The sequence below is a fragment of the Clostridia bacterium genome, assembly GCA_026414765.1.
Taxonomy (GTDB): Bacteria; Bacillota; Clostridia; order Acetivibrionales; family DSM-27016; genus SKW86.
On record JAOAIJ010000022.1, the window covers coordinates 130721 to 156043 of the forward strand.

General features: G+C 36.0%; 21 protein-coding genes. 6 read left to right on the forward strand and 15 right to left on the reverse strand.

Translation table 11 applies throughout. The features are described from left to right. Positions 1–280: 280 nt before the first annotated feature. From ftsA to murA, 4 genes are all read right to left on the reverse strand, one after another. Positions 281–1516 carry a cell division protein FtsA gene (ftsA, locus tag N3I35_09620; protein ID MCX8130343.1) on the reverse strand — a complete coding sequence of 412 codons (1236 nt, stop codon included), beginning with the start codon at positions 1514–1516 and terminating at the stop codon, positions 281–283. 60 nt (positions 1517–1576) lie between these two features. Continuing rightward, positions 1577–1933 (reverse strand): small basic family protein, encoded by a 357-nt coding sequence (locus tag N3I35_09625; GenBank protein MCX8130344.1) that lies wholly within the window; start codon positions 1931–1933, stop codon positions 1577–1579. Between the two features lie 185 nt (positions 1934–2118). Beyond that, on the reverse strand, positions 2119–2961 hold the full coding sequence (locus N3I35_09630) for an FtsQ-type POTRA domain-containing protein (protein MCX8130345.1): 843 nt from the start codon (positions 2959–2961) through the stop codon (positions 2119–2121). Between the two features lie 38 nt (positions 2962–2999). Continuing rightward, entirely contained in the window at positions 3000–3935 is a 936-nt protein-coding gene (gene murA / locus N3I35_09635) for a UDP-N-acetylglucosamine 1-carboxyvinyltransferase (protein MCX8130346.1), read from the reverse strand. A gap of 251 nt (positions 3936–4186) precedes the next feature. On the opposite strand from murA, the gene N3I35_09640 reads away from it, so the two are divergent. Beyond that, positions 4187–6055, forward strand: coding sequence for an LTA synthase family protein (locus N3I35_09640; protein ID MCX8130347.1), 1869 nt, complete (start codon positions 4187–4189; stop codon positions 6053–6055). 175 nt (positions 6056–6230) lie between these two features. Continuing rightward, on the forward strand, positions 6231–8099 hold the full coding sequence (locus N3I35_09645; GenBank protein ID MCX8130348.1) for an LTA synthase family protein: 1869 nt from the start codon (positions 6231–6233) through the stop codon (positions 8097–8099). Between the two features lie 60 nt (positions 8100–8159). Here N3I35_09645 and N3I35_09650 read toward each other — a convergent pair whose 3' ends face one another. From N3I35_09650 to N3I35_09665, 4 genes are all read right to left on the reverse strand, one after another. Beyond that, entirely contained in the window at positions 8160–8783 is a 624-nt protein-coding gene (locus N3I35_09650; GenBank protein ID MCX8130349.1) for a RecX family transcriptional regulator, read from the reverse strand. Positions 8784–8886: 103 nt separating this feature from the next. Continuing rightward, positions 8887–9936 carry a recombinase RecA gene (recA, locus tag N3I35_09655; protein MCX8130350.1) on the reverse strand — a complete coding sequence of 350 codons (1050 nt, stop codon included), beginning with the start codon at positions 9934–9936 and terminating at the stop codon, positions 8887–8889. A gap of 94 nt (positions 9937–10030) precedes the next feature. Continuing rightward, positions 10031–11641: a murein biosynthesis integral membrane protein MurJ gene (murJ, locus tag N3I35_09660; GenBank protein MCX8130351.1), complete on the reverse strand. Its 1611-nt coding sequence runs from the start codon at positions 11639–11641 to the stop codon at positions 10031–10033. Positions 11642–11678: 37 nt separating this feature from the next. Further along, on the reverse strand, positions 11679–12914 hold the full coding sequence (locus N3I35_09665; protein ID MCX8130352.1) for a competence/damage-inducible protein A: 1236 nt from the start codon (positions 12912–12914) through the stop codon (positions 11679–11681). Between the two features lie 267 nt (positions 12915–13181). Here N3I35_09665 and N3I35_09670 point away from each other — a divergent pair, with 267 nt between their 5' ends. The 4 genes from N3I35_09670 to N3I35_09685 all read left to right on the forward strand — a co-directional run bounded on the left by N3I35_09670 (position 13182) and on the right by N3I35_09685 (position 19333). Continuing rightward, the gene (locus tag N3I35_09670) at positions 13182–14132 is read left to right on the forward strand and encodes an L-lactate dehydrogenase (protein ID MCX8130353.1); all 951 of its coding nucleotides are present in this window, start codon (positions 13182–13184) and stop codon (positions 14130–14132) included. 387 nt (positions 14133–14519) lie between these two features. Further along, complete coding sequence (locus N3I35_09675; GenBank protein MCX8130354.1) at positions 14520–15479, forward strand: MoxR family ATPase; 960 nt, start codon at positions 14520–14522, stop codon at positions 15477–15479. A 35-nt stretch (positions 15480–15514) separates the two neighbouring features. Then, positions 15515–16714 (forward strand): DUF58 domain-containing protein, encoded by a 1200-nt coding sequence (locus N3I35_09680; GenBank protein ID MCX8130355.1) that lies wholly within the window; start codon positions 15515–15517, stop codon positions 16712–16714. 3 nt (positions 16715–16717) lie between these two features. After that, positions 16718–19333, forward strand: a complete 2616-nt coding sequence (locus tag N3I35_09685; GenBank protein ID MCX8130356.1) for a transglutaminase-like domain-containing protein — start codon at positions 16718–16720, stop codon at positions 19331–19333. 65 nt (positions 19334–19398) lie between these two features. Here N3I35_09685 and N3I35_09690 read toward each other — a convergent pair whose 3' ends face one another. The 7 genes from N3I35_09690 to N3I35_09720 all read right to left on the reverse strand — a co-directional run. Next, positions 19399–19596, reverse strand: a complete 198-nt coding sequence (locus tag N3I35_09690) for a PspC domain-containing protein (GenBank protein ID MCX8130357.1) — start codon at positions 19594–19596, stop codon at positions 19399–19401. 94 nt (positions 19597–19690) lie between these two features. Beyond that, positions 19691–20122, reverse strand: coding sequence for an acetolactate synthase (locus N3I35_09695; GenBank protein MCX8130358.1), 432 nt, complete (start codon positions 20120–20122; stop codon positions 19691–19693). A 162-nt stretch (positions 20123–20284) separates the two neighbouring features. Further along, complete coding sequence (locus tag N3I35_09700; GenBank protein MCX8130359.1) at positions 20285–21586, reverse strand: phenylacetate--CoA ligase; 1302 nt, start codon at positions 21584–21586, stop codon at positions 20285–20287. Positions 21587–21761: 175 nt separating this feature from the next. Then, positions 21762–22334, reverse strand: a complete 573-nt coding sequence (locus N3I35_09705) for an indolepyruvate oxidoreductase subunit beta (protein ID MCX8130360.1) — start codon at positions 22332–22334, stop codon at positions 21762–21764. Continuing rightward, entirely contained in the window at positions 22321–24072 is a 1752-nt protein-coding gene (gene iorA / locus N3I35_09710; GenBank protein MCX8130361.1) for an indolepyruvate ferredoxin oxidoreductase subunit alpha, read from the reverse strand. Before iorA ends, N3I35_09705 begins: the two co-directional genes overlap by 14 nt. Before the next feature lie 24 nt (positions 24073–24096). Next, positions 24097–24306, reverse strand: a complete 210-nt coding sequence (locus N3I35_09715) for a hypothetical protein (protein MCX8130362.1) — start codon at positions 24304–24306, stop codon at positions 24097–24099. Positions 24307–24408: 102 nt separating this feature from the next. Further along, a partial coding sequence (locus N3I35_09720) for a phenylacetate--CoA ligase (GenBank protein MCX8130363.1) occupies positions 24409–25323 on the reverse strand: 915 nt, incomplete at its 5' end.

Here is a 25323-nt window from a genome sequence, read left to right on the forward strand (position 1 = left end):
AATCCGGTATCTTAATTTCAAGGCATATATATTTGTCAATTCACTACCTTAGTCAAAAAGACTTAAAATCTCATTATGTTTAAAATAAGGAAAATACTTGTACTATATCACGCTCTTTGACCTCTAAACATAAATATACCCTATTATCTAAATTAAAGCAAGAATACTTTTTTCATATTTATAATTATTATAAATAAAAACTAAAGCCTTGTATATTGTAAAATAAATACTATCTACATCGTTAAGGCCAGTTACAATGGATACATCAACATCTCAGGCTTTAGAACAAACTTTTAAAAAATTTTGAAACCTTACCTAATATTTTCGATTCCTTTTGTGCAACTTTCTGTTTATGAATTTTTATTTCACTTCCAAATCTAGTTCCTTTATGACGGTTGGAAATATACTTTACTATTCCAGCTGCTGTCGCATATTCGGGTTTCGGTATTCCGTTCTGTCTGTAAGATGCAAGTCTGACAGGTATTTCAAACACCTCAGCGGCAATCTCCTTTCCTCCATCTACATATGAAATGCCACCACCTGTAAGGACTATACCTGCTCCAAGACTTTCATGCAGATCAGCTTCGCTTAACATATCCCTGCAAAGTGAGAAGATCTCATGAACCCTGGCTTCTATTATTTCTACTACTTCCGATACTCTGACACTTTTTTTATTACTTCCGTTTATATCACTGACTGTTATTTCCTGGTCATTTTTAATGAGCGATGTAAGAGCCAGTTCGTATTCTTTTTTTATTCTTTCTGCTTCTGCATATGGTATTTTTAAGCCAATTGAAATGTCATTTGTTATATGATCCCCTCCAACAGGAATGGAATCATAAAAAATCAGATTTTTTCTTTTAAACACAGATATATCGGTAAGACCGCCGCCAATGTCTATAAGAATAACTCCCATATCTTTCTCATCCGCAGACAGTGCAACCTCACTGATTGCCAAAGCTTCTATCACTATTCCATCAATTTTTACATTTGCGCGCTCAAGGCTTTTTACTATGTTTTGAACAGATGTAATTTTTCCTGCAATAATATCCGTGTCAGCTTCAAGTTTGACCCCAACCATTCCTACGGGATCTATAATTTCATCATAACCGTCAACAATATACTGTCTTGTTATTATATCTATTATTTCTCTATCGTCAGGAATATTTACATTTTTTGCCGAATACAAGGCTCTCTCAACATCTTTTGCCGTTATTTCCCTATCTTCATTTGAAATGCTGGCAATACATCTGTTGTTAATAATTGACACATGAGTTCCAAAAATATTTACGTATGCGGAACCTACCTTAAGATTTGCTGTGTTTTCTGCTTGCTCTACAGAGTTTTTTATAGAATTTGATGTACTATCTATATCAACAATAACACCCTTCTTTACTCCATTACAAACATCTATACCCTTGCCCAATATTTCCATTTGGTTATCTTTGTCTACTTTGCCTATAACTGTGCAAACCTTGCTTGTACCTATATCAATACCAACTATAATATTATCCACTTACCTGAACCTCCCACAAAGTATCCAAACGATATAAACAACATCATTTACATAATAGAATTACTTCTCTAATATATTATCTTTTTTGGTGTATTTATTCAATACAAATCTACGAATTATTGCAAAATTTAAGAATAATCTGTTTCCAAACGCAAATATTGCAGCAAGATATATTTGAATCCCCAGTTGATCGCCTATATAGGCTAGTCCTGCTGCCAGAAGAGCATTCCCAAAAAAGCCTGACAAGAATACTTTCATATCAAATTTTCCTTGAAGTGTTGCTGCTATTCCGCCAAATACAGAATCAAGTGCCGCCAGTATTGCTACAGCAACATAATTGGAGTATTGATATGAAATGTTATAGGGTATAAAAACTCCAATTACTATACCAATAATCAATCCAAAAAAAGGTATCATGCTTGTCCCCCGCCTATCCTATTAATTAATCGTGAATTTATTCTGACAAAATTGTCAGATACATTTATCTTAATGCTCCTAAACGTCTTTTTTATTGTATGAGTAAACTTTATTTATATATCTGCTATTTTATTATTATTCCTGCACATAATGTAAATTCTATAGGGTCTTTGTTTTTCATGCAATTATCCCGGAGTGAAGCTTGGTTTCTCAGTAGTCATATCCAGATATCCTTTGTCTTCTTTTCCTAATTTTGTAAATAATATGTGTTTGCAGAAATCCAGTCGATATTCAAGAAAGTTCAGGTTACCAAAATTGACAGTTATTCTTGAATCGATGGAAGCTCGGATTTTTTGCCTGTCTGCTACATCTATAGAATAAATATGGTTGTACAGCTTTTCGCCGCCTTTATTATCAAGCTCCTTTACTTGATTTATTAATCTGAAAGCATCTTTATACGCCCCGGAATCAGCAATATTTAAACTTTTACCAATTTCAAAGCTACTGAATTTCAATCCTTTTATTAGAGGCATACCTTTTATCACTTTTTTCCCAATGGTCTCCAAAACATATGCTTCATTATCAATTATCAGATTGGAAGTCACACTTTCTACAACTGCTTCAGGTTTTCTCTCTGTTATGCTTATTCTTACCTTGCCTGGAACAATAAATCTCACTATTACACTCTTAATATAAGGATATGTTTTCAGAATCTCTTCCTCTGCATTTCCATACCTGAATGTAAAGAAATTCTTAATATTACTCCCTATTGTTTTGAAGCCGTTGTTTCCGATAATTACTCCAGAAGTAGATATTATATCGCCTTGCTCATAGCGCTGACTCCCTTTCACTTCGACTCTTGTTATGTTGAACAATGGAGATAGCGCTAGCAAGACTATAGTGGTCACTAATAATGCAGTAATCAAGATAAATTTTATCCAAAAGAACAATCGTTTAAAATTCTTTTTTCTTTTTTTATTTTTTTTATGTTCATTAACTTTATTATTATTTATCTCTTGTGTTTTCAAATCTTATTCCCCCATACGTGTTGTTCTAGGGTTCACTCTTAGTCCTCTATTCTTTTAATCAATGCGCCAAGTTGTTTGAGTTTATCTTCCAGGCACTCATATCCTCTATCAATGTATTTCGTTCCGCTAACTATGGTATCGCCTTCTGCTATCAAGCCCGCAAGTACGAGAGCAGCGCCTCCTCTAAGATCTCTGGCATACACACTTGCTCCTGTAAGCTTCTTTACTCCTTTTATAACTGCTATCCTGCCCTCGAGCTTTACGTTTGCACCCATCCTTATAAGTTCGTCTACATGCTTATACCTGCTCTCAAACACAGTTTCTACTATAATACTTGTTCCTCTTGCAATAGTAAGCATAGCCAGCATCTGTGCCTGCATGTCAGTTGGGAAACCCGGATAAGGTAAAGTCCTGATTATATCGACTGCCTTTGGTCTTGCTGGTCCCGATACGTGTATGGAGCTTTTTTTAGTGTTTATTCTGCATCCACTATCCCTTAGGTTTGAAATAATCGAACCAAGATGCTCCGGAATGATATTTTTAAGATATACATCTCCCCCAGTTATGGCTGATGCAACCATATATGTACCTGCTACAATCCTGTCAGAAATGACATTATGTTCGACATTCCTTAACTTGTTTTCGCTCCCTACTATTCTGACAACACTTGTTCCTGCTCCCGATACATTAACTCCAAGCGCAACAAGAAAATTTTGCAAATCTATGATTTCCGGTTCTTTTGCTGCATTTTTTATGAAGGTCTCCCCCTCGGCAAATACAGCGGACAGCATAATGTTTTCAGTTGCTCCGACACTTGGATAATCCAGCTGAATATCACAACCCTTGAACTTTTCTACCTCACAGTGTATAAATCCTCTATGTGCATCATGTATCTTTGCCCCCATTTTTCTAAGGGCTTTTAAATGTAAATCTATCGGTCTTGGTCCTATTTCACATCCACCTGGATGTATTATAGCATTGGCTCATAAAAATAGCAGCCGATAATACATTTTCAAATGCTTTTATAATTTTACCACTTCGTTTTTCCTGTATCAATTGTAAATTATTATTTTCTACTTATTGGGAAATTTCCTCCTGAAAATTCTCTATGTGTAATCCAGTTTTTTATGCTATAATCATCATTAATAATGCCTCAGGCAGAAACTGTTCGTGATGCAAAGCAAAATCAAAAACTGATAATAAAAGTTGATTGGGGGCATTATCTTTGATAGAACTCAGTAAATTAAGAAATAATACACTCGGTACAAACATAGTAAAGTATATTGAAATATGTTTTTGGCTGTTTTTTACCATATCGCTTTTTATAAAATGTCTGTATTTCCAAATAACTATCGGCTTAAATTCCTTCCCTCTCAATTCTTCACAGAATATTTACATGATGGTTTCCACCTTTGCAATTATTCTGATACTGATATCAATTGTCTTTTTATTTTTTAATAAAAAAAGATTTTTAGCCCTCTTAATACTCGACATATTACTGACGTTCATCCTTATTTCTGATACTGTTTATTTCAGATACTATCACAATGCCATCACAGTACCTGTTTTGTTTCAAATAGGCCTTATTGGTCCGTTGGGGGAAAGTATCAAAGGACTACTTAAAAGCAGCGATCTTATCTTTCTTTCAGATTTACCTTTTATGGTTTTGGGTTTTATTTTCTTAACAATTAAAGGAGTAAGAAAACTAAACATTTCCTATAGGTTGATCTGCTTTTTTGTAACCGTAATACTTGGTTTTTCGATTTATATTATTAATCTTAACAATATTAACACACTATGGTTTGATTATGACAAGAACCACATAATAAAGGATCTTGGAATATTTTATTTTCACTTTCATGATACAAAGACTTATATTAGTGAAAACCTTTTTGAGAATAAAGCTTTATCAGAAGATGAAAAAAAGGAAGTTCATAGTTTTTTTGAAAACAGGATAAACGCTGCTGGCAACTATAGAGGTGTAGCAAAAGGAAAAAATGTTATCATCATTCAGATGGAAGCCATGCAGGAATACCTGATAAACAGGAAGATTGAAGGCGCAGAAATCACTCCCAATCTTAACAGGCTTATAAAGGATAGTATATACTTTAAAAACTTGTATTATCAAGTTGGAGGAGGCAATACTTCCGACGCGGAATTCCTCTGTAACACATCTCAATACCCGGCAGAACAAGGGGCTGTTTATTTCAGGTATCCTGTCAATACATACCATACACTGCCAAAAATACTGAAAAACAATGGTTATTCCTCATATGTTTTTCATGCATACCACCCCAGTTTCTGGAACAGGACTGTAATGTATAAAACTATTGGCTTTGATACCTTTGTAAGCGACAAGGACTATAAATCGGATCAAGTAATCGGTTTTGGCCTAAACGACATATCATTCTTCAGGCAGTCACTGAAAAAAATAGAAAGAAATAGACCTTTTTATGGTTTTTTTGTAACCTTGTCAAGCCACTATGCCTATGCACCGTTCAAATATTATGAATTTAATGTCGGGCGCTATGAGAATACTGACCTGGGTAATTATTTCAAAGCTGCACATTATGTAGATAAGAGCATTCAAGTAATGATAGAAGAACTAAAAAAACAAAACTTGTATGATAATACTCTTCTGGTTATTTACGGTGACCACCACTCGTTTCCGAAAAGCCATGCTGAGGACTTAATCAATTTTTTAGGCATTAATAATAATGATTTTGAATGGATCAAAAATCAAAAAGTTCCGCTAATAATTCACTGTCCCGGATTGAATCCAGGAAAAGTGGTCGATACTACCGGAGGGCAAATCGATATCCTGCCTACTGTAGCAAATCTTCTAGGAGTTAATGCACCATACGTCTTTGGAAAGGATCTTCTAAACGCAAAAACCGGATACGCAATTCTGAGGAACGGATCTGTAGTCACAGACAGGTATCTCTTTTTAAATGAAAACTCTTCTGTGTATGATATTGACAATGGAAATCTCCTTGACTTCTTTAAATATAAAACTGAAATACTTCATTTCCAGAGAGAGTTGAAAATCTCAGATATAGTTCTGGAAAAGAATGCTTTTAAAAACCTGCCTTGATTATTTATACTTCAAAGCGATTCCCACATTATGCCATTTATTTATTGTTGAAAAGTCTACTCCGATAGTATAAACTTAACTTTGGCTAAGTTTATGTAAAACTGTCATACGCCATGTTTTTGCAGAGTTTATATAAATCACCAAGTGTATATAGGATTATGGAGGTCCTGCATTGATGATAAATTTTAAGATAAACCATATCAATAGTAAAAAAATACTTTTCTTTGCAGAATTATCATACTATTTTCTATTTTTATCCAGCATAATGGTAAAGTTTTTTTACTTCCAGTTTTCATCAGGTGCCAGCATCAGACCTTATTCACACATAGCCAATATAAAGATGCTTTCTGTTTCTTTTGCTGTTTTACTTATCATATCATCATTTGTAATGCTTTTCGGCAAATACCGGTTTGCAGCACTTTTTATACTTGATATGTTTCTTACCCTTATTTTGGTTTCAGATACGCTCTATTTCAGGTATTTTAATAATGCTATCACTATCCCAGTGCTATACCAGGCAACATTTCTTGATTCACTAGGTGAAAGTATATTGAATCTTGTATATAAAAAGGATGCAGTATTTATTATTGATATCCCAGTTTTTATTGCAGGATTGATATTCATTTTGAAGAACGGAGTAAGGAAAATCAATGTAAAAGAGAGGCTGATTTCCACTTTTGCCTTAGCTTTGACAGGCATTATACTATATCAGCTTGTTGTTATGCAGATTAACACTACCATGTCCAGATTCGATCAGAACTATACGATTAAACAACGCGGCATTATGACCTTCCATGTTGAAGATATAAAATTATTTTTGAAAGAAAACGTATTTACCAAGAAATCTCTCACAAGCAGTGAGAGTAAAGTATTTGACAGTTTCTTCAAAAATAAAGCTTCCAAAGATAATAAGGAAAAGAATTTTCATGAGCTTTCAAAAGGTAAAAATATTATTGTTATCCAATCAGAAGCACTGCAAACTTTCCTTATAAACACCACAATAAACGGTAAAGAGATTACTCCTAATCTAAACAGGTTAATAAAGGATAGTGCTTTTTTTGATAATATTTACTATCAGTCTGCAACCGGAAAAACTGCCGATGCCGAATTCATAACCAACAACTCCCTCTACGCTGCAAAAACAGGCACTGCGTACATCAGGTTCCCAAACAATGACTATTACTCACTGGCAAATATTCTGAAAAACCAAAATTATAAATCATATGCTTTCCATGCATATGACCCGGGCTTCTGGAACAGAACCGTTATGTACCGTTCTCTGGGTTTCAATAATTTCTTTAGCAAAAAGGATTTTGTCAATGATGACACTATCAGCTGGGGACTTAGCGATAAATCATTTTTCAGACAATCTTTGGATAAGCTCAGCGGCAAAGATCCATTCTATGCGTTTATGGTTACACTCTCGAGCCATTACCCTTTTGATTTCTTTAAAGATTTTGATTTTAATGTAGGTAAATATGAAAACACATTCTTTGGTAATTATCTGAAAGGTGAAAACTATGCAGACAGTTGTATCGGTATACTTATCGATGAGCTAAAAAGCCGGGGAATCTATGATAATACGCTTTTAGTCATATATGGTGACCATTATGGAATACCTAGACTTGAAGCGGGCAGCCAACTGATGGATTTTTCCGGGAAAAACTTTACACCTTATGAATGGACAAGACTCCAAAAGGTTCCGTTAATAATTCACTACCCTGGTCTGAAAAATGGACAAACTCTCGGTATAACCGGTGGACAGGTTGATATCCTTCCTACTATAGCAAATCTTATGGGGTTTGAAGTTCCTTATGCTCTGGGCAAGGATCTGTTCAATTCTGTCAAAGGTTACGCAGTATTGAGAGACGGATCTGTAATAACAGATGAATATATGTACTTGAGTGAAACAACAAAAGTGTATGATTCTAAGAGTGGCAAATTACTGGATACTGAAAAATACAGAAAAGAATTTCGCTCCTATCAGCAGGAGTTGGAAATATCGGATATCATATTACAGAAGAATGCATTTAAAAAGAAGTAATCGGTCTTTTTAAGAACTAGTGAAGTTTAAGACATTCTATTTGATTAAAGGGGGCTGATGCTAATAATCTCCCCCTTTTGCTACTTTTCTCACTACCTGCTCTATTAGTCCGCGACTAAACCCCCTATGCATTAGAAAGGAATACGCTTTTTTAGTTATTTTCTCATCATTCAAATCATACTTGCCAAACTTCTTTCTTATCAGTACTTCTGCAAGACTGTATTCATCAAGCTCCCAGCTATCAAGTATCTCATCTATTACCCACGCTTCAATACCTTTGCTCTGCAGTTCTGATTTCAGCAGTTTTTTTGATTTGGGTTTAAGTTTACTTCTATCATATATGTATTTCTGTGCATAAATCTTGTCATTTAGATATCCCATTGAATTAAGCTCTTCGATTACACCGTTTATTGTTTCTATGTCAAAACCATTATCACTCAGTCTACTCTCTACTTCCTTTGTTGTTCTGATTTTCAAAGATAGAAATTTTATAGCCGCGAATTTAGCTGAGTTAAAATTAACATTCTGCTTTATATACTCAATATCTTCAGGTGAAATTTCTTTCTCCTCATACAAATTCAAACGGAAATACTCTTCTTCAGAGATAGAAAATGAGTAGCTGCCATCCACATAAACTGAATATCTGCCTTTATTCTTTTGCTTTTCTACTGATGTAATCTGCATACCTTCACACCCTTACTACTTCGTTTGTTTATTGCCGGCTTATAATTTAAAGCCTACAGTATCATCATACCATAGGCTTTTTGCGAATACCTTAATTTGAATTTTAATCCTCCAGTTCAAAATCCTCTTCATCGTCATCTGCTGTATGAGCTTCCATACTTTGTAGAAAGGCTTTACTGTAGTTTTCTCTAATTTTAGCTTCTATTTCATTTGTCATATCCTTGTTTTCCTTGAGGAAGTTCTTCACATTCTCTCTTCCCTGTCCGATCCTCTGTCCACTATATGAGAACCATGCTCCGCTCTTATTAACAATATCAAGATTCACTGCTACATCAAGAATATTTCCTTCCCTCGATATCCCTGCACCGTATATAATGTCAAATTCAGCCTCTTTAAACGGAGGTGCTACTTTATTCTTTACTACTTTTACCTTTGTTCTGTTTCCTACCATCTCATTGTTCTGTTTTATTGTTTCAATTTTTCTTACATCAAGCCTTACTGAGGAATAGAACTTTAATGCCCGTCCTCCTGGAGTTGTTTCCGGATTTCCAAACATTATTCCTACCTTTTCTCTTAACTGGTTAATAAATATTGCTGTAGTTTTTGATTTATTTATAACTCCTGCAAGTTTTCTAAGGGCTTGAGACATAAGTCTTGCCTGTAGCCCAACATGTGAATCACCCATCTCGCCGTCAATTTCAGCTTTCGGCACAAGTGCTGCAACAGAGTCAATAACTATTACATCTATAGCACCGCTTCTTACCAGAGCTTCTGCTATTTCTAGAGCCTGCTCACCTGTATCAGGCTGAGATACGATTAAATTCTCTATATCCACACCAAGCTTCTTTGCATATACAGGATCAAGCGCATGTTCGGCATCAATAAATGCAGCTTCACCGCCTGCTTTCTGTGCTTCTGCTACAATATGCAAAGCAACTGTCGTTTTACCAGAAGACTCAGGTCCAAATATTTCGACTATCCTTCCTCTTGGAACACCACCTACACCGAGAGCTATATCAAGGCCTAATGCGCCAGTAGGGATAACCTCCACATTCATATGTGTACTCTCTCCCAGTTTCATAACCGCACCTTTACCAAACTGCTTTTCTATCTGGCCCAGTGCCATTTCTAAAGCTTTTTTTCTTTCCATCATAATATATGTTAACCTCCTAAAGAGTTAATCGAACATCTGTTCTTATTTATTATATATTATATTAATACCTGAGTCAACATATTTTTGTATTATTTTACCTGTCTCTGCCAAATAATTTTTTATAAAATGAATGCACTTTTCCCTTTATTTTATTAAGGGTGTAGGTAGCTTCCTCAATCCTCATTACAGTAACCATTGTGAAGTAAGTCAACACCCCCAGCGTTACTTCTCCAAAAAGTATTAACAGTTCTTTTGACTTTCCGTACGTACTGATTTTCCCGGTATATTGGACAGGCAATGCATTATTTATCAGAAACAAGACTACACCCATAATAATAGCAGCAAATGCAATTTTCCCCATAAAAGTGAAAACTTTATCCAAACCTAACCCTTTCATTCTTTTGTTCAAAATGCTTGTCAGTATGACAACATTCAATATGCTTGCAATTGAGTACGAAAGGGACATGCCTGCAGCATGCAGGTTTGTCATATTGATAAATGTATAGTTAAGAACAGCTGTTAGAAATATGGTGCCTACTCCCACATACAAAGGCGTCTTTGTATCATTGCTTGCATAAAATGCCCTGTTGATTATGGCAAGCATTGAATGTGATATAACAGCTATAGAAAAAAACAAAAGAATCTTGCCGGTTTCTGAAAGCAATACTCTGTCAATCCCATCAGTCCACTTGTAGATTGCATTTATAATAGGTTTATTCAATGCTACAATCCCGACTGCTGAAGGAATGGTGAAAAAGGATACTGATTTAAGTCCTTTTACCAGGAGATTCTTATACCCGTCAACATCTTTAAGAGCCAGTTTTTCTGAAAGTGACGGAAGTAAGGCCGTCCCTATGCCTACGGCAAATATACCGAAAGGCATCTGCCATACATCATTCGCCATAGTATATGCAGAAACACTGCCTGCTGTAAGTAGTGCCGTAAAATACGAGGAAACAAGAACATTTATCTGGTATATTGCTGATGATAGAAAGGACGGTATGGCAAGCTTGTATAATCTTATAAATCCGGAGTGTTTTATATGGATTCTAAATCTATAGTATTTCAGGTTTCTAAAAGCAAAGGATAACTGAAAGAGGAAATAAACGGCTGCACTGCACATTATCCCTGTAACAACTTTTTCTACTCCGTATCTACCCAGCAATAAAATGCTTATTGCGCTCCCTACGTTATATAGTGACGGTCCATAAGCAGCTGCTGCAAACCTCTGATATGAATTAAGCACCCCGTTCATTAACCCTGCAAGCATGATAAAAGCAACAGAAGGAAAAAGAATTCTTGTACATGTTACTGTCAGCGCTTTTGTCTGCGCATCAAATCTCGGAGCCATAAAATTTACAATCTGTGGAGAAAAAATAATACCCAGTAAACTGATAATAGTCATTCCGATAAAGGTAACGTTAATAAATGTACCTACTGCTTTCCAGCCATCTTCCTCTTCCTTTTTAGCAATATACCCGGTCAGGACAGGAATGAGTGCCGCCGAAATAGCGCCTCCCAGTAAAAGATTGTACATAAAATCAGTAATTCTGAAGGACATAAAAAATGCATCTGTCTGGTGTTTATCCGCTATAAGATTAGGTATGAATGTTGATCTTAAGAATCCCGTCACACGGCTTAAAGCAAGAGCAGACATCACTATGAGTGCTGCGCCTGCCACTCTTTTCTTTTGTGTATTACCCAAAGTAGTTCCTCCCAAAAGTATAATTGACTATGTGCAGTTATCTGTTTACAATGTGTTGTCTTATCATATCAAAGGCGTGCAGAATAGTAACGTTACGTATTCTTTCACGGGAACCCCACAGCCTCAATTCTTTACACTCTTCATTTTTATCACTGGCAAGTGCCACATATACAAGTCCTACCGGCTTTTCTTCAGTACCCCCGCCCGGTCCGGCAATTCCAGTAATCGATAATCCCAAATCAGTACCTGCAAGTTTTCTTACCCCTGCCGCCATCTCTATCGCTGTCTCCCTGCTAACCGCACCGTATTTATCGAGAGTCTCTGGCTTTACTCCCAGATTCTCAACCTTGGATTCATTGCTATACGATACTATGCCTCTACTGAATATTCTTGATATACCCGGCACGGAAGTCAGTCTTCCTGCTGCCAGTCCACCGGTACAGGATTCCGCAAAAGCTATGGTGATATTATGCTTGAGAAGAAGTTCACCCGTTACTTCATCCATACTCTTATTATCGGCTGAATATACTGTATTTCCAAGTCTTTTCTTTATTTCATTTATTACAGGATTTATTATGCTTTCCGCTTCTTCTTCATTGCTGCATTTTGCAGTCAGCCTTAGTGTAACCTCTCCCTCTTTGGCATATGGGGCTATTGTAGGATTTGTCTGCTTTGTAATAAGGTCGATAATTTTTTCCTCCATGGCAGACTCCCCTATCCCAAATATTCTTACATATTTTGAGACCAGAAGATAACTTGCTTTTTCTCTAAAATATGGGATAACAGTATCTTCAAACATAGGTTTCATCTCTGAAGGAGGTCCTGGAAGCATTATTACCGTTTTCCCATCTGACTCGAATATACAGCCCGGAGCCGTTCCGTTATTGTTTTCCATGACAATGCAGCCTTCGGGTAAATACGCCTGTTTGATATTATTATCACTCATAGGACGATTCAGTCTGTAAAAAAACTGTTGGATCTTTTCCAAACTTTCATTATGCAATACAAGCTTCTTATTGAAAAGTTCCGCAACAGTCTCCTTTGTCAGGTCATCCTGTGTAGGACCGAGGCCTCCTGTCATAATGACTACATCAGAACGATTTAGAGCGATATTAAGACACTCCTTGAGTCTTCCCGGGTTATCTCCGACTACGCTGTGATAATAAACACCGACACCTACATCCGGAAGTCTTGAAGATATGTACTGTGCGTTAGTATTGGCAATCTGCCCCATAAGCAGCTCAGTCCCAACTGCCAGAATTTCTGCATTCATAATTTATCTCCTATCAAAATAGTATTAACAACAATATATTAGTTAAGAACTTCTATCAGCATCAAAGTTATCAATATATCATAATTACAATGACATAATTCTAATATATTATATCAGTTCAATAAATAATTAATCAATAAACTTTATAAACCAAGAATTTTGTTTTGACTTCTCACTTATGAGGTATAATAGTATTGAATATACCAGATAAATATTGCTCTTTTATCAAAACATGCTCCCTGTAACATATGAAAAGGAGGAATAATAATGACCAATAAATCCATAAGTAAAGTAACTGTCGTGGGTGCCGGCTTTGTAGGTTCAACTACTGCATACACACTAATGTTAAGCGGTCTCATTTCGGAAATAGTTTTAATTGACGTCAATGCAGGCAAAGCCGAAGGTGAAGTAATGGATATGAATCACGGTATGCCCTTTGTAAGACCGGTTAAGATATATTCAGGAAGTTATGAAGATTGTACAGGCTCGGATATTGTCATAATAACTGCAGGTGCAAATCAGAAGCCCGGCGAAACAAGAATAGATCTTGTACAAAAAAATACAGCCATATTTAAGAATATCATAAGTGAAATAGTAAAACATAATAATGATTGCATACTTCTTGTAGTAACTAACCCGGTTGATATTCTTACATATGTAACCTCTAAAATTTCCGGATTTCCAAAAAACAAGGTCATCGGTTCAGGTACTGTACTTGATACAGCACGTTTCAGATATCTTCTGGGCGATCATGTATGTATCGATACCCGCAACGTTCATGCATACATAATCGGAGAACATGGAGATACCGAGGTCCCCACCTGGAGTCTTACCAATATTGCCGGAATCCCAATGGACAGATACTGTGAGGAATGCGGGAATTGTAAGGATAATCTTTCAAAATTTAATATATATGAGAATGTAAAAAATGCCGCATATCATATTATAGAAAGAAAAGGTGCGACGTATTATGCAGTGGCACTCGCTGTAAGAAGAATTGTTGAAGCAATCGTAAGAGATGAAAATTCTATACTGACAGTATCAAGCCTGCTGAATGGCCATTATGGACTTGAAAATGTTTGCCTCAGTCTTCCGACTGTAGTGAACAGAAACGGTATAGACAGAATTATTGATATTCCCCTGGATAAAAAAGAAATCGAGCTGCTGCAAAAATCAGGTAATTCTTTAAAAGAAGTGATAAATGCTCTTGACTTATAAACCAGAATAACACCATAAAAGTTCTGCCGAAATCAACGTCAGAACTTTTATTTTAGCAAGAACATTGTTAACATAAAAAACATAAAAATAATTTGTACATATTTATTTCTCGTGCCATTTCACATATGATACCAATTCAGTCATGGTATACATAAATATTTTCTCCTAGAGCTTTTAGAATAAATCCAATGTACCGTTCCTGTTTGCTGTTACTACAGGCTGAGTCAAGCAGCTTAACTGCGTTTTCCGAAAAAAAGACACTATTATACCGAAAAAGAACTACTTTTTTTTAGATTACCATAATGTTAATATTAACATATAGGAAATAAAATTGATTACCCGCATATACAATTAGTATGTAAAAATCGAATGTAAAGGATGGATGTTATGAGTGAATCAGCAAAGGTACTTAAAAGAATTACTGACAATGTAGAAAAAGTTATAGTCGGAAAAAGAAATTGTATAGAACTTGCCCTTATAGCACTGATATGTAAAGGCCACATACTTATTGAAGATGTACCCGGAGTAGGAAAAACCAGTCTTGTTTCTGCTATAGCGAAGTCCCTGAATGCTTCTTTCAAAAGAATACAATTCACACCTGATATACTACCTTCAGACATAACAGGTTTTTCAATTTATAACCAAAAATCCGGAGAATTCGAATACCGTCCCGGAGCTATAATGAGCCAAATAATACTTGCTGATGAAATAAACAGAACTTCTCCAAAAACACAGGCCAGCCTTCTTGAAGTAATGGAGGAGGGTCAGGTAACAGTAGATGGAATTACATATAAAGTACCAAACCCGTTTATGGTTTTAGCTACTCAGAACCCTATTGAATATCTTGGAACATTCCCTCTTCCTGAAGCTCAGATCGATAGGTTTTTTATGAAAATCTCTCTCAGCTATCCACTACCCGGTGAAGAAAGCTATATGTTATCAAGATTCCAGCATGCAAGTCCACTGGAAAGCCTCCAGCCGGTTGCCGACAGCAAAGATATTATGTCTCTGCAGGAACAGATCAAGAATATACACGTGGATAAGAGCCTGAATAATTATATTGTTGATATAGTAAACCAAACCAGAAGGCATCCTGACATTACCTTGGGATCAAGCCCTAGAGGTTCTATGTCCCTCTTCAGAGCTGCTCAGGCATGGGCATTTTATAATGAAAGAGATTATGTTCTACCTGACGACATCAAAAAGATGGTTATCCCTGTATTATCCCATAGAATTATTCTTAAACAGGAAGCAAAACTTAAGAAGATTACTTCGTCCGACATACTTCTCTCTATACTGAATAAAGTCAATGTTCCGGTTGTTGATTACTTTGAAGTATCGCCATAATAGCAAAGGACACATTGGGCTAATGGGAGGATAGGATGAATAGAAACAGAAAAATATATTTAGCACTTCTTATAAGTTCATTTTTGTTTATTTATTTTTATGGTGGAAAAATTCCGTATATGCTGTTTTTTGTAGTGCTTACTCTTCCGCTTGTATCGCTTTTATATACAACAGTTATTTTCCTGCGCTTCAAATTTACTCAAGAAGTTGACAAGAAAACAATAATAAAGGGAGAGAAAGTAAATTTTCTTATAAATATTATTAACGAAGATATTTTTCTATATCCATATATAAGAGTTAACTTTTACGGGACCGATACCTTTTTTGCTAACCAGTTTCATTCAAAGTGTTTTTCTCTAAAACCTTTTAAAAAGACCACTTTTGCATTTGAACTGGAATGCAATTATAGAGGCCAGTATCCAATAGGGATCAAATCCTTCGATATAGAAGATCTCCTGGGGATTTTCAAGCTTACATACAATTTTAATGAAAATAAGGAAATTACAGTTTACCCAAAGATTGTTTTCCTTGATAAATTCCTGCTGAAAGCTAACTATTTGTCTGATTCACATACTATTTTAAACAATAATATAGAGGATATGAGTACTATTTCCAGCATAAGAAAGTATACACACGGTGATGGATACAAAAGAATTCACTGGAAAATTTCCGCAAAAATGAATGAGTTGTTTGTAAAAAACTTTCAAAGCACTTCACAGACCAATGCTATTATGTATCTGGACCTGAAAAAAAACAATATGCCCTTTGACTACAAGACTATTGTGGAAGACAAAGTTATAGAGTGTGCCGTAGCAGTTACATACTACTGCCTGATGAACTGGATTCCTCTTGACTTTGTATATTACAGTTCAGGTATAGTAAATATGGAAGCAAAAAACCCTCTCGATTTCGAAGATATATACAAAACCCTCTCAAAGATTTCCTTTACTGAAAATATTGCACTCAAAGATATGTTAGAGATACACCTTGCAAATAATATCAAAAAGACAAATATAGTTATTTTTACTTCCAATGTCAATTATGATTTGTATAATGAGTTATACCGGATAAACTCCTCAGGATACCAGATAAGCCTTATTTATGTCTCTCCCCAGGATTTAACCGGAGAAGTAAACGAAGAAGCCGACAATGTCTTGTCTTTCCTTCCCGAAATCGGTGTAAATATATACAAGGTAAATATAAATGATAATATTAAACAAGTACTGGAGCGTTAATTTATGATTGAAGCAAAAAAGTTATTTATTAAGTTAATAGAAATTACCTTTTCGGCTTTCTTGAGCTTCAGCCTCATATATGCATTAACTACTTCCCTGTTATTTGATTACAAGCCGTATATGCTTTTTCTGGCCGGTTTACTATTAACCACTATATGGTATGCAGTTTTTTATAATAAGCTTTCACTTAAGATATCGGGTATTATTTTAGGAGTTTTGACTATTGCCGGAACCACATATCTGGCAGCTACCGGCAATCTTATTAAGCTCGCATTGACCTTGTCTTCATTTTTTACCTGGATAATAGACTATTCACAAGACTATGATATGATTAACAAAGTCTACCAGCCATATCTGACTTTAATAATTCTAATAATAGTTACTTTATTGATTTATATCTTTACTTTAAAGAAATTCAACTTTATTGTTATCCTTGCCGGGGGGATTATTCTTTTCTGTATACAGTGGATAAACAATATTTTTGTTAGCTATGCTGCTTTTTATGTCTTTCTAACGGTTATTCTATTGTATTACTTCTTATACATCCATAAAAGGAATAGTTTAAGAGAATCAAATGATTATGTCAATAAATCAATTTTTTCACTTTGGATGATTCCCATAAGCCTGATTGTTATTCTCATATGCTTAGTTTTTCCTACTAAGAATACCCCTATCCAGTTCCCTTGGTTGGATAAAAAAATAAACTCTGTATACAAATATTTTACAAATGTATATAACAATTTTAAATCTTATGAGTTTTTCTCCCTAGAATCGACAGGCTTTGGTGAAGATGGCGGCAGATTGGGCGGCAAAGTTAAGCTCAACAAAACTTTGGTAATGAAGGTAGAATCACCAAAGATTGCCTATCTCAGAGGTGGCAGCCGTGAAGTATATACAGGCACAAGGTGGGCTAACCTGGATAAAAAGCAATCCGAAATAATAGATAATGGTGATTTCTCTGACGATGGATTATTTGAAATGTTATCCGGACCGAAAGTTCTTACAAGCGAAGCAGATTATATGGACAAATATTATTTACCCTATGAGATTAAGGTGTCGTATAAAAATCTTTTATTAAAAACACTCTTCACGCCCGCAAAGTCTTTTAATCTTGATTTTCCCAGTAATAAAAACTTTCAAGCCTTTGTTGATCAGAACAGTATTATTACCTCAAAGAATGTAACTGTAAAAAATTTCACTTACAAAACAAAAGCTTATAATATCGATCTGAATAATGAAGCTTTTCAGGATATTCTCAGGGAAAGCAAGCCAGGTATATATGATGATATAATAAACAAGATAGATATGCTTAATAAATCAATAGTTGAAAAAGCATATTTATCTTCTAACAGTAATACCGAAGCCTCTGCAGATTCAGACAAAGTGACTGCAAATAAGACGAGCTTGTTTTATAACCTGTCGTTTGATGAACTCAAGACTTTACTTGATGATGCCGGCGGGGTAGATAGTATTATTAATTCAAGAAATGACCTGCTAAATAATTACATAATTCAAAACAATCTGATACCCGACCCTGTGCTGGGCAGTGTAAACCTATTAAGCAGTAAAGATCTCCGTGAGCTTTCGGAAATATCAAAGAATATTTATGCAAATTACATTCAATTGCCTGAGAAGCTGCCTTTAAGGATTAAAAACCTTTCTACTTCAATAACTTCTTCACAAAAAAGTAATTATGACAAGGTTAAGGCCATAGAAAATTATTTATCAAAAACATATGCCTATACTCTTACGCCAAAGCCTACTCCACGCAATAGGGATTTTGTAGACCATTTCCTTTTCGAGTCAAAAGAAGGGTATTGTACTTATTTTGCTACAGCTATGGCTGTAATGGTACGCAGCATCGGTATTCCCGCGAGGTATGTGGAAGGCTATATCCTGCCTCCGCAACCCACTACAGGAAACATATATAGTGTAACAAATGAACAAGCACATGCGTGGGTAGAAGTTTACTTTGAAGGATTCGGCTGGGTACCTTTTGAACCAACAGCTCCTTTCAAATCTGTATTTTATAATGCTTCTCAGCCAAAAGCCATACTCAGTGATACTTTTTCCGCAAACTCCTCATATGAGGAATACTTAAGGCGTCTGCTAGGCTATGGTAATACAGACATAAATCTAAATTTAGATCCTAAGGAACTAAAAAATGCCAAGAAATCTGATAAAATGATATATGTGATAATAATTGCTTTAGTTGTCATAGGTCTTATGATACTTACTTTATTATTCCTGGTAATAACTAATGCATATAAAGTCAAATACAGGTTATTCAAGCTTAAAAAGAAGGAACCCAGAAATGGTGTACTTGATATGTACGCATACTATATCAAGGCTTTATCTGTACTTGGCTACCCTATCAAAACAGGAGAAACTCCTGCACAATTCAGTCAAAGAATTGACTCCTTTATCGTTTTCAATAAAAAAGACTCCTTTAAAGCTGTAACTGAAAAATTTATGCTGGCAAGATATAGTGACAACAAGGTTACTGATAAAGATAAGCAGCTGGTATACAGCTTTTACGAAAGTATAATAAAGCATGCTAAGGATGAAATGGGAAAATACAAATTCTTTGTATACCGATTCTTACTTGGAAGGATTTAAACTAAAAAGCAGCACAAAAACACACCGAAGGAATCTTCAGTGTGTTTTTTAGTTTTTGTGTAAAATTAAAACTTTGGACTTTGAGGTATTATTGCCCATGCTACTATATAGGCGACTACCCCACCCACAATACCAGTAAAAAATGTCAATACAACTGTGAGGAGTCTTATAAGAGTGGGATCAATCCCAAAATACTCACCTATTCCTCCGCATACGCCACCGACTTTTTTATTTGTATCAGAAAGGTATATCCTTCTATTCATCTAAATCCCCTCTTTCACTATCAGTCTGTATAAATTTCTTTTCACTTTAATTATACTGATAGTGATCAAATATGTCTGAAAATATAGAAAATTTTTAGAGCTTATACACCGTATCCGATGGGAGCACTTTGATTTCTTTACCGGATAATGACTTAATAGCTCTATCGGGTTCTTCAACTCTAAGAATTACAAGGGCTTCATTTGATGTCTTTCCAACAAAAGCGTACATATATTCTATTCCTATTGCTTCATTGTCCAGTATTTCCAAAGCTTTAGCCAGACCACCCGGCTCATCTGCAACTGCAATGGCAATTACGCTCGTACAGCTTACCGTGAAACCACTGTCTTTAAGTATTTCTTCAGCTCTTTCAGGTTTGTTTACGATAAGTCTTAAGATTCCAAAATCAGTAGTATCAGCGATTGACAAAGCACTGATGTCGATATCATTAGACCCGAGAACCTTCGTTACCTCAGCAAGCCTTCCTGACTTGTTTTCCAAAAACACTGAAATCTGTTTTACTAGCATAGGAAAACACCTCCATTTAAGTTGTCAGAATAATAATAGGAATTGCAAATCTAATTAATATATTATAAGTTATTATAACATAATTAATTACTCTTAATTATGTTATTTCATTAATATTTCAAAATTAAAATAATAATGAAATAACAATCTTATAAACAGCTTCTATATTTTTCTTTTATCGATTACTCTCTTTGCCTTTCCTTCACTTCTCTCTATAGTCTTAGGTTCTACCAGCTTAACCTTAGCACTTACGCCAAGGATTCCTTCTATTTCATGCCTTATTTTTCTTTCCAGATCTTCAATTTTCCTTACTTCATCAGAAAATAAAGCAGGCGTCATTTCAACCCAGACTTCAAGGGTATCGAGGTTATCAACCCTATCCACTATCAATAAATAATGTGGAGCTGTCTCACCAATTTCCAGCAATACACTCTCTATCTGTGAAGGAAAAACATTTACGCCTCTTATTATCAGCATGTCATCCGTTCTGCCTGTTACCTTGTTCATTCTTACCGTTGTTCTTCCGCATCCACATTTTTCATAACTTAAAGAGGATATATCCCTGGTCCTATATCTCAGTAAGGGTAAGCCTTCTTTAGTAACGGTAGAGAATACTATCTCACCCTTTGAGCCAGGTGGTAAAACTTCCTCCGTATCAGGATCAATTATCTCCGGTATGAAATGATCTTCTTGGATATGAAGCCCACATTTGCATGAACACTCGCTTGCAACACCAGGTCCGATAATTTCGCTCAAACCATATATGTCTATTGCAATAATTCCAAGACGCTCTTCAATTTCCTCTCTCATTTTGTATGACCAGGGTTCAGCTCCGAATACTCCTGATTTGAGTTTCAGTTCGCCCCTCTTTATACCCATTTCTTCCATTTCTTCTGCCATATATAGAGCATATGAAGGCGTACAGGCAATCATAGTTGTGCCAAAATCCTTCATAATCTGAATCTGCCTTTTTGTATTTCCTCCTGATATAGGAATAACAGACGCACCTATTCTTTCAGCACCATAATGAGCTCCCAAACCACCTGTAAAAAGGCCATAACCATAGGCAACCTGTATTATGGATTCTTTGCTTCCGCCTGCGTTTACAAGGGTTCTGGCCATAACTTCCGACCATGTATCAATATCTCTCCTTGTATAGCCTACAACAGTCTGTTTGCCTGTTGTACCGGATGATGCGTGTATTCTTACTATTTCACTCATAGGAACAGCAAACAATCCGTAAGGATAATTATCCCTCAGATCCTGCTTATAGGTAAACGGTAGCTTCTTCAAATCCTCAACTGATTTGATATCGCCAGGTTCAATTCCTTTTTTCTGCATTTTCTCCCTATAAAACGGTACGTTATGATAAATCCTTTTTACCGTATTTACAAGTCTTTCCGATTGCACCCTCGCCATTTCTTCCCTAGACATACACTCATATGTCGGATTCCAATACTGCATTTCTTATCCCCCCAGTTATTTAATTGACAGTCGACAATTGAACTTGAATAATCGTCCATTTTCAATTACATAAGCGCCCATCTCTCCCACCTGGGAGGACTTCCAGGGATTACGGGCCACCCCGCCCCACACAAAAGCAAAACATAGGCAAAAAATAATTTTGGTAAATATTTTTTTAGCTGGCATACCCTGCTTCAAAAGCTTTCACATTTACATCCAGCAGCTTCTGCGGAATAACTTCCTTCATGGCTTCAAGCCATATTTCCTTTTCTATTCCCGTAGATTTTGCCATCAAGCCTAGTAATACGATATTAGTAGCTTTTATATTCCCACATTCTTTTGCTAAATGAAGAGCATCTATAGCCAGTATGTTTGAGCATACATTCTTGATTTTTTCTATTATACTTTCTGGGTACTTTGCTCTTCCGATTATAACAGGCATTGGATTAATCTTCTGCTCACTGATTATCATTTTGCCGTCTTTCTTAAGGTATTCCACCCACCTCATTGCTTCAAGCTGCTCAAATGCAATTATTATGTCAGCTTCACCTTTATCAACCAGGGGTGAGTATACTTTTTTATCCATTTTTACATAAGTAACTACGCTTCCGCCTCTTTGTGACATTCCATGCACTTCAGAAACTTTCACATCAAAGCCTATCTTCATTGCTACATTACCTAAAACCCTACTGGCAAGAAGAGATCCTTGACCGCCGACACCTACCAGCATTATATTAAGCTTTTCCATTATTATCACCAGCCTTTTCGAAAGCATCAAAGTTACATACCTTTGTACATAATTTACACCCTACACAAAGTGCTTCGTTTACTTCTATACACTCACCCTTGTCAACTATGGCAGGGCAGCCTATAGCCAGGCACATCTTACACTTTTTGCATTTTTCATTGTTAATCCTCAGTGCTCCTTCAAATTTTACACTCTTCAGCAAAGCACAAGGACGCTGGGATATTATAACTGAAGGCTCTTCAGCCTGTATTTCTTCTTTAACTACCTTTTCAAATTCCTTAATATTGAAAGGATCAACAACTCTAACTCTGTCGATTCCTACAGCATTAGCCAGTTTTACAAGATCAACCTGCCTTGTTGGTTCACCTTTTATAGTATACCCTGTAGTAGGATTATGCTGGTGACCTGTCATTCCTGTTATAGAGTTATCCAGTATAATAGTGGTTGAGTTACCTTTGTTATATACTACATCTATTAAACCGGTAATACCTGAATGTATGAAAGTTGAATCTCCGATAACGGCTACTGTCTTTTTACCGAATTCTATACCCCTTGCTTTCTCCATACCGTGAGCCATACCTACACTTGCACCCATACATATGCACACATCCATTGCTTCAGTAGGAGGTAACGCCCCTAGCGTATAGCATCCAATATCACCACTTACAACCAGTTTTAGTTTCTTAAGCACATAAAACATTCCTCTGTGCGGACACCCTGGACACATGACGGGAGGCCTTACAGGGATAGTTTCATTTATTATAGCTTTTGTTTCACCTGATTCGGATAATATCTTTTCTTTGATCAAAGCCGCGCTATACTCACCAATAACCGGAAGGACATCTTTTCCTATCACTTTTATTCCCATTTTTTTTATCTGATTTTCCATAAATGGCTCGAGTTCTTCTATTACATAAAGAGTTTTTACCTCTTTTGCAAACTTCTCAATGGTCTTTTCGGGGAGCGGGTGTACCATTCCGATCTTCAGGTAGGATACGTTTCCGAAGGCTTCCCTTGCATATTGATACGCAATACCGCTTGTTATTACGCCTATTTCCTTACTTCCCCACTCAATGGTATTAATACTGCTTGAGTTAGAATAATCCCTTAATGCAGCCATTCTTTTTTCTACTTCAACATGTCTTTTTCTTGCCATAGCAGGCATCATTACATATTTACTGAAGTCCTTATTGTAATCCTTCAATTGGAAATCTACCTTTTCACCCTCTTCAACTATACTCTGAGAGTGTGCAATTCTTGTAGAAAGCCTCACTAGTACAGGTGTATCAAATTCTTCACTAATTTCAAATGCCTTTTTGACATAATCCTTGCATTCTTGACTATCCGCCGGCTCCAACATAGGAACCTTTGAAAATCTTGCATAGAACCTGCTGTCCTGCTCGTTCTGAGAGCTGTGCATTCCCGGATCATCTGCAACCATTATGACAAGTCCACCATTTACGCCTGAGTATGATACAGTAAATAATGGATCAGCAGCTACATTAAGGCCAACATGCTTCATAGAACATATAGTCCTTGCTCCTGCAATCGAAGCACCAATGGCAACCTCCAATGATACCTTTTCATTCGGTGACCATTCTGAATATATTTCCTCATATTTCGCTATGTTTTCAGGTATTTCCGTACTAGGAGTACCTGGATATGCAGTAGCCACTGTCACTCCCGCCTCATATGCCCCCCTGGCAACAGCTTCGTTACCAAGCATTAACTTTTTCATTTACTTTCCCTCCTGAAATAAAGGTTATTGAATATTGTCGTTTACTTCTGCTTCATCTACAGATTTTTCTTTTTGAATTTTTTCTGCAACATCTTTATTCTGTTTGTCAATATTTCCTAGATGCTTAACAATCCTGTACAGAAAAACAACTACTATAACCATAAATATCGGTTGTATGAAGTAGTTGAAAATCATATAGAAACTGAAGAAACTGTTAAATATGTTACTTTGCATACTAAAAAATGTCCACCTTTAAAATTATTAATAAAAAAACCGTAATTTACGGTTTTTTCATTATTACAATTATAAAATATAAATAGTTTATTGTAAATCGATTTATTTATTTCTTAGGTCAATAACTCTTTTGGCTTTTCCAAGAGATCGCTCAATTGATTTTGGTTCTACCAGTTTTACTCTTGCATCTATTTGAAGTATGGTTTTTATGCGGTGTCTAATGGTTTTTTCAATCTTTTCCAATTCGCTGAATTTTTCCAGCACTTTACCATCTATCAGTTCTACGTGGACTTCAATTTCGTCCATATACCCCTTCTTTGTAACAATTATCTGATAATGTGGTCCTATATGCTCCATACCTACGAGAACACTTTCAATCTGCGAAGGGAATACATTTACCCCTCTAATAATCAGCATATCGTCTGTTCTTCCAAGGACCTTGTTCATTCTCACATTGGATCTTCCACATTTGCAAGGCTCGGGATTAAGGATAGTAATATCCTTTGTTCTATATCTTAACATTGGTATTCCCTCTTTTGTAAGAGTTGTAAGAACCAATTCACCTTTTTCTCCATAATCCAAAGTTTTTCCTGAATCAGATTCTATTATTTCCGGATAGAAAAGATCCTCGTTAATATGCATTCCACATTGGCAGAAACATTCTCCAGATACTCCAGGACCTACAATCTCACTCAAACCATAATTTTCAGTGGCAAGAATCCCCCATCTCTTTTCTATTTCCGCTCTCATTTCCGGAGTATGACCCTCCCCACCAAAGAAACCAAGTCTAAGCTTATGCATTCCTTTTCTGATTCCCATTTCCTCCGCAATTTCTGCCAAATAGAGAGCATAGGATGGTGTGCCAACCAATATGGTAGTACCAAAATCCTGCATAAGCATCATTTGCCTTTCGGAATTTCCACTGGACGCTGGTACAACAGTTATGCCTACTTTTTCAAGACCATAATGAAGACCAAAACCACCGGTAAAGAGGCCATAGCCAAATACAACCTGAGC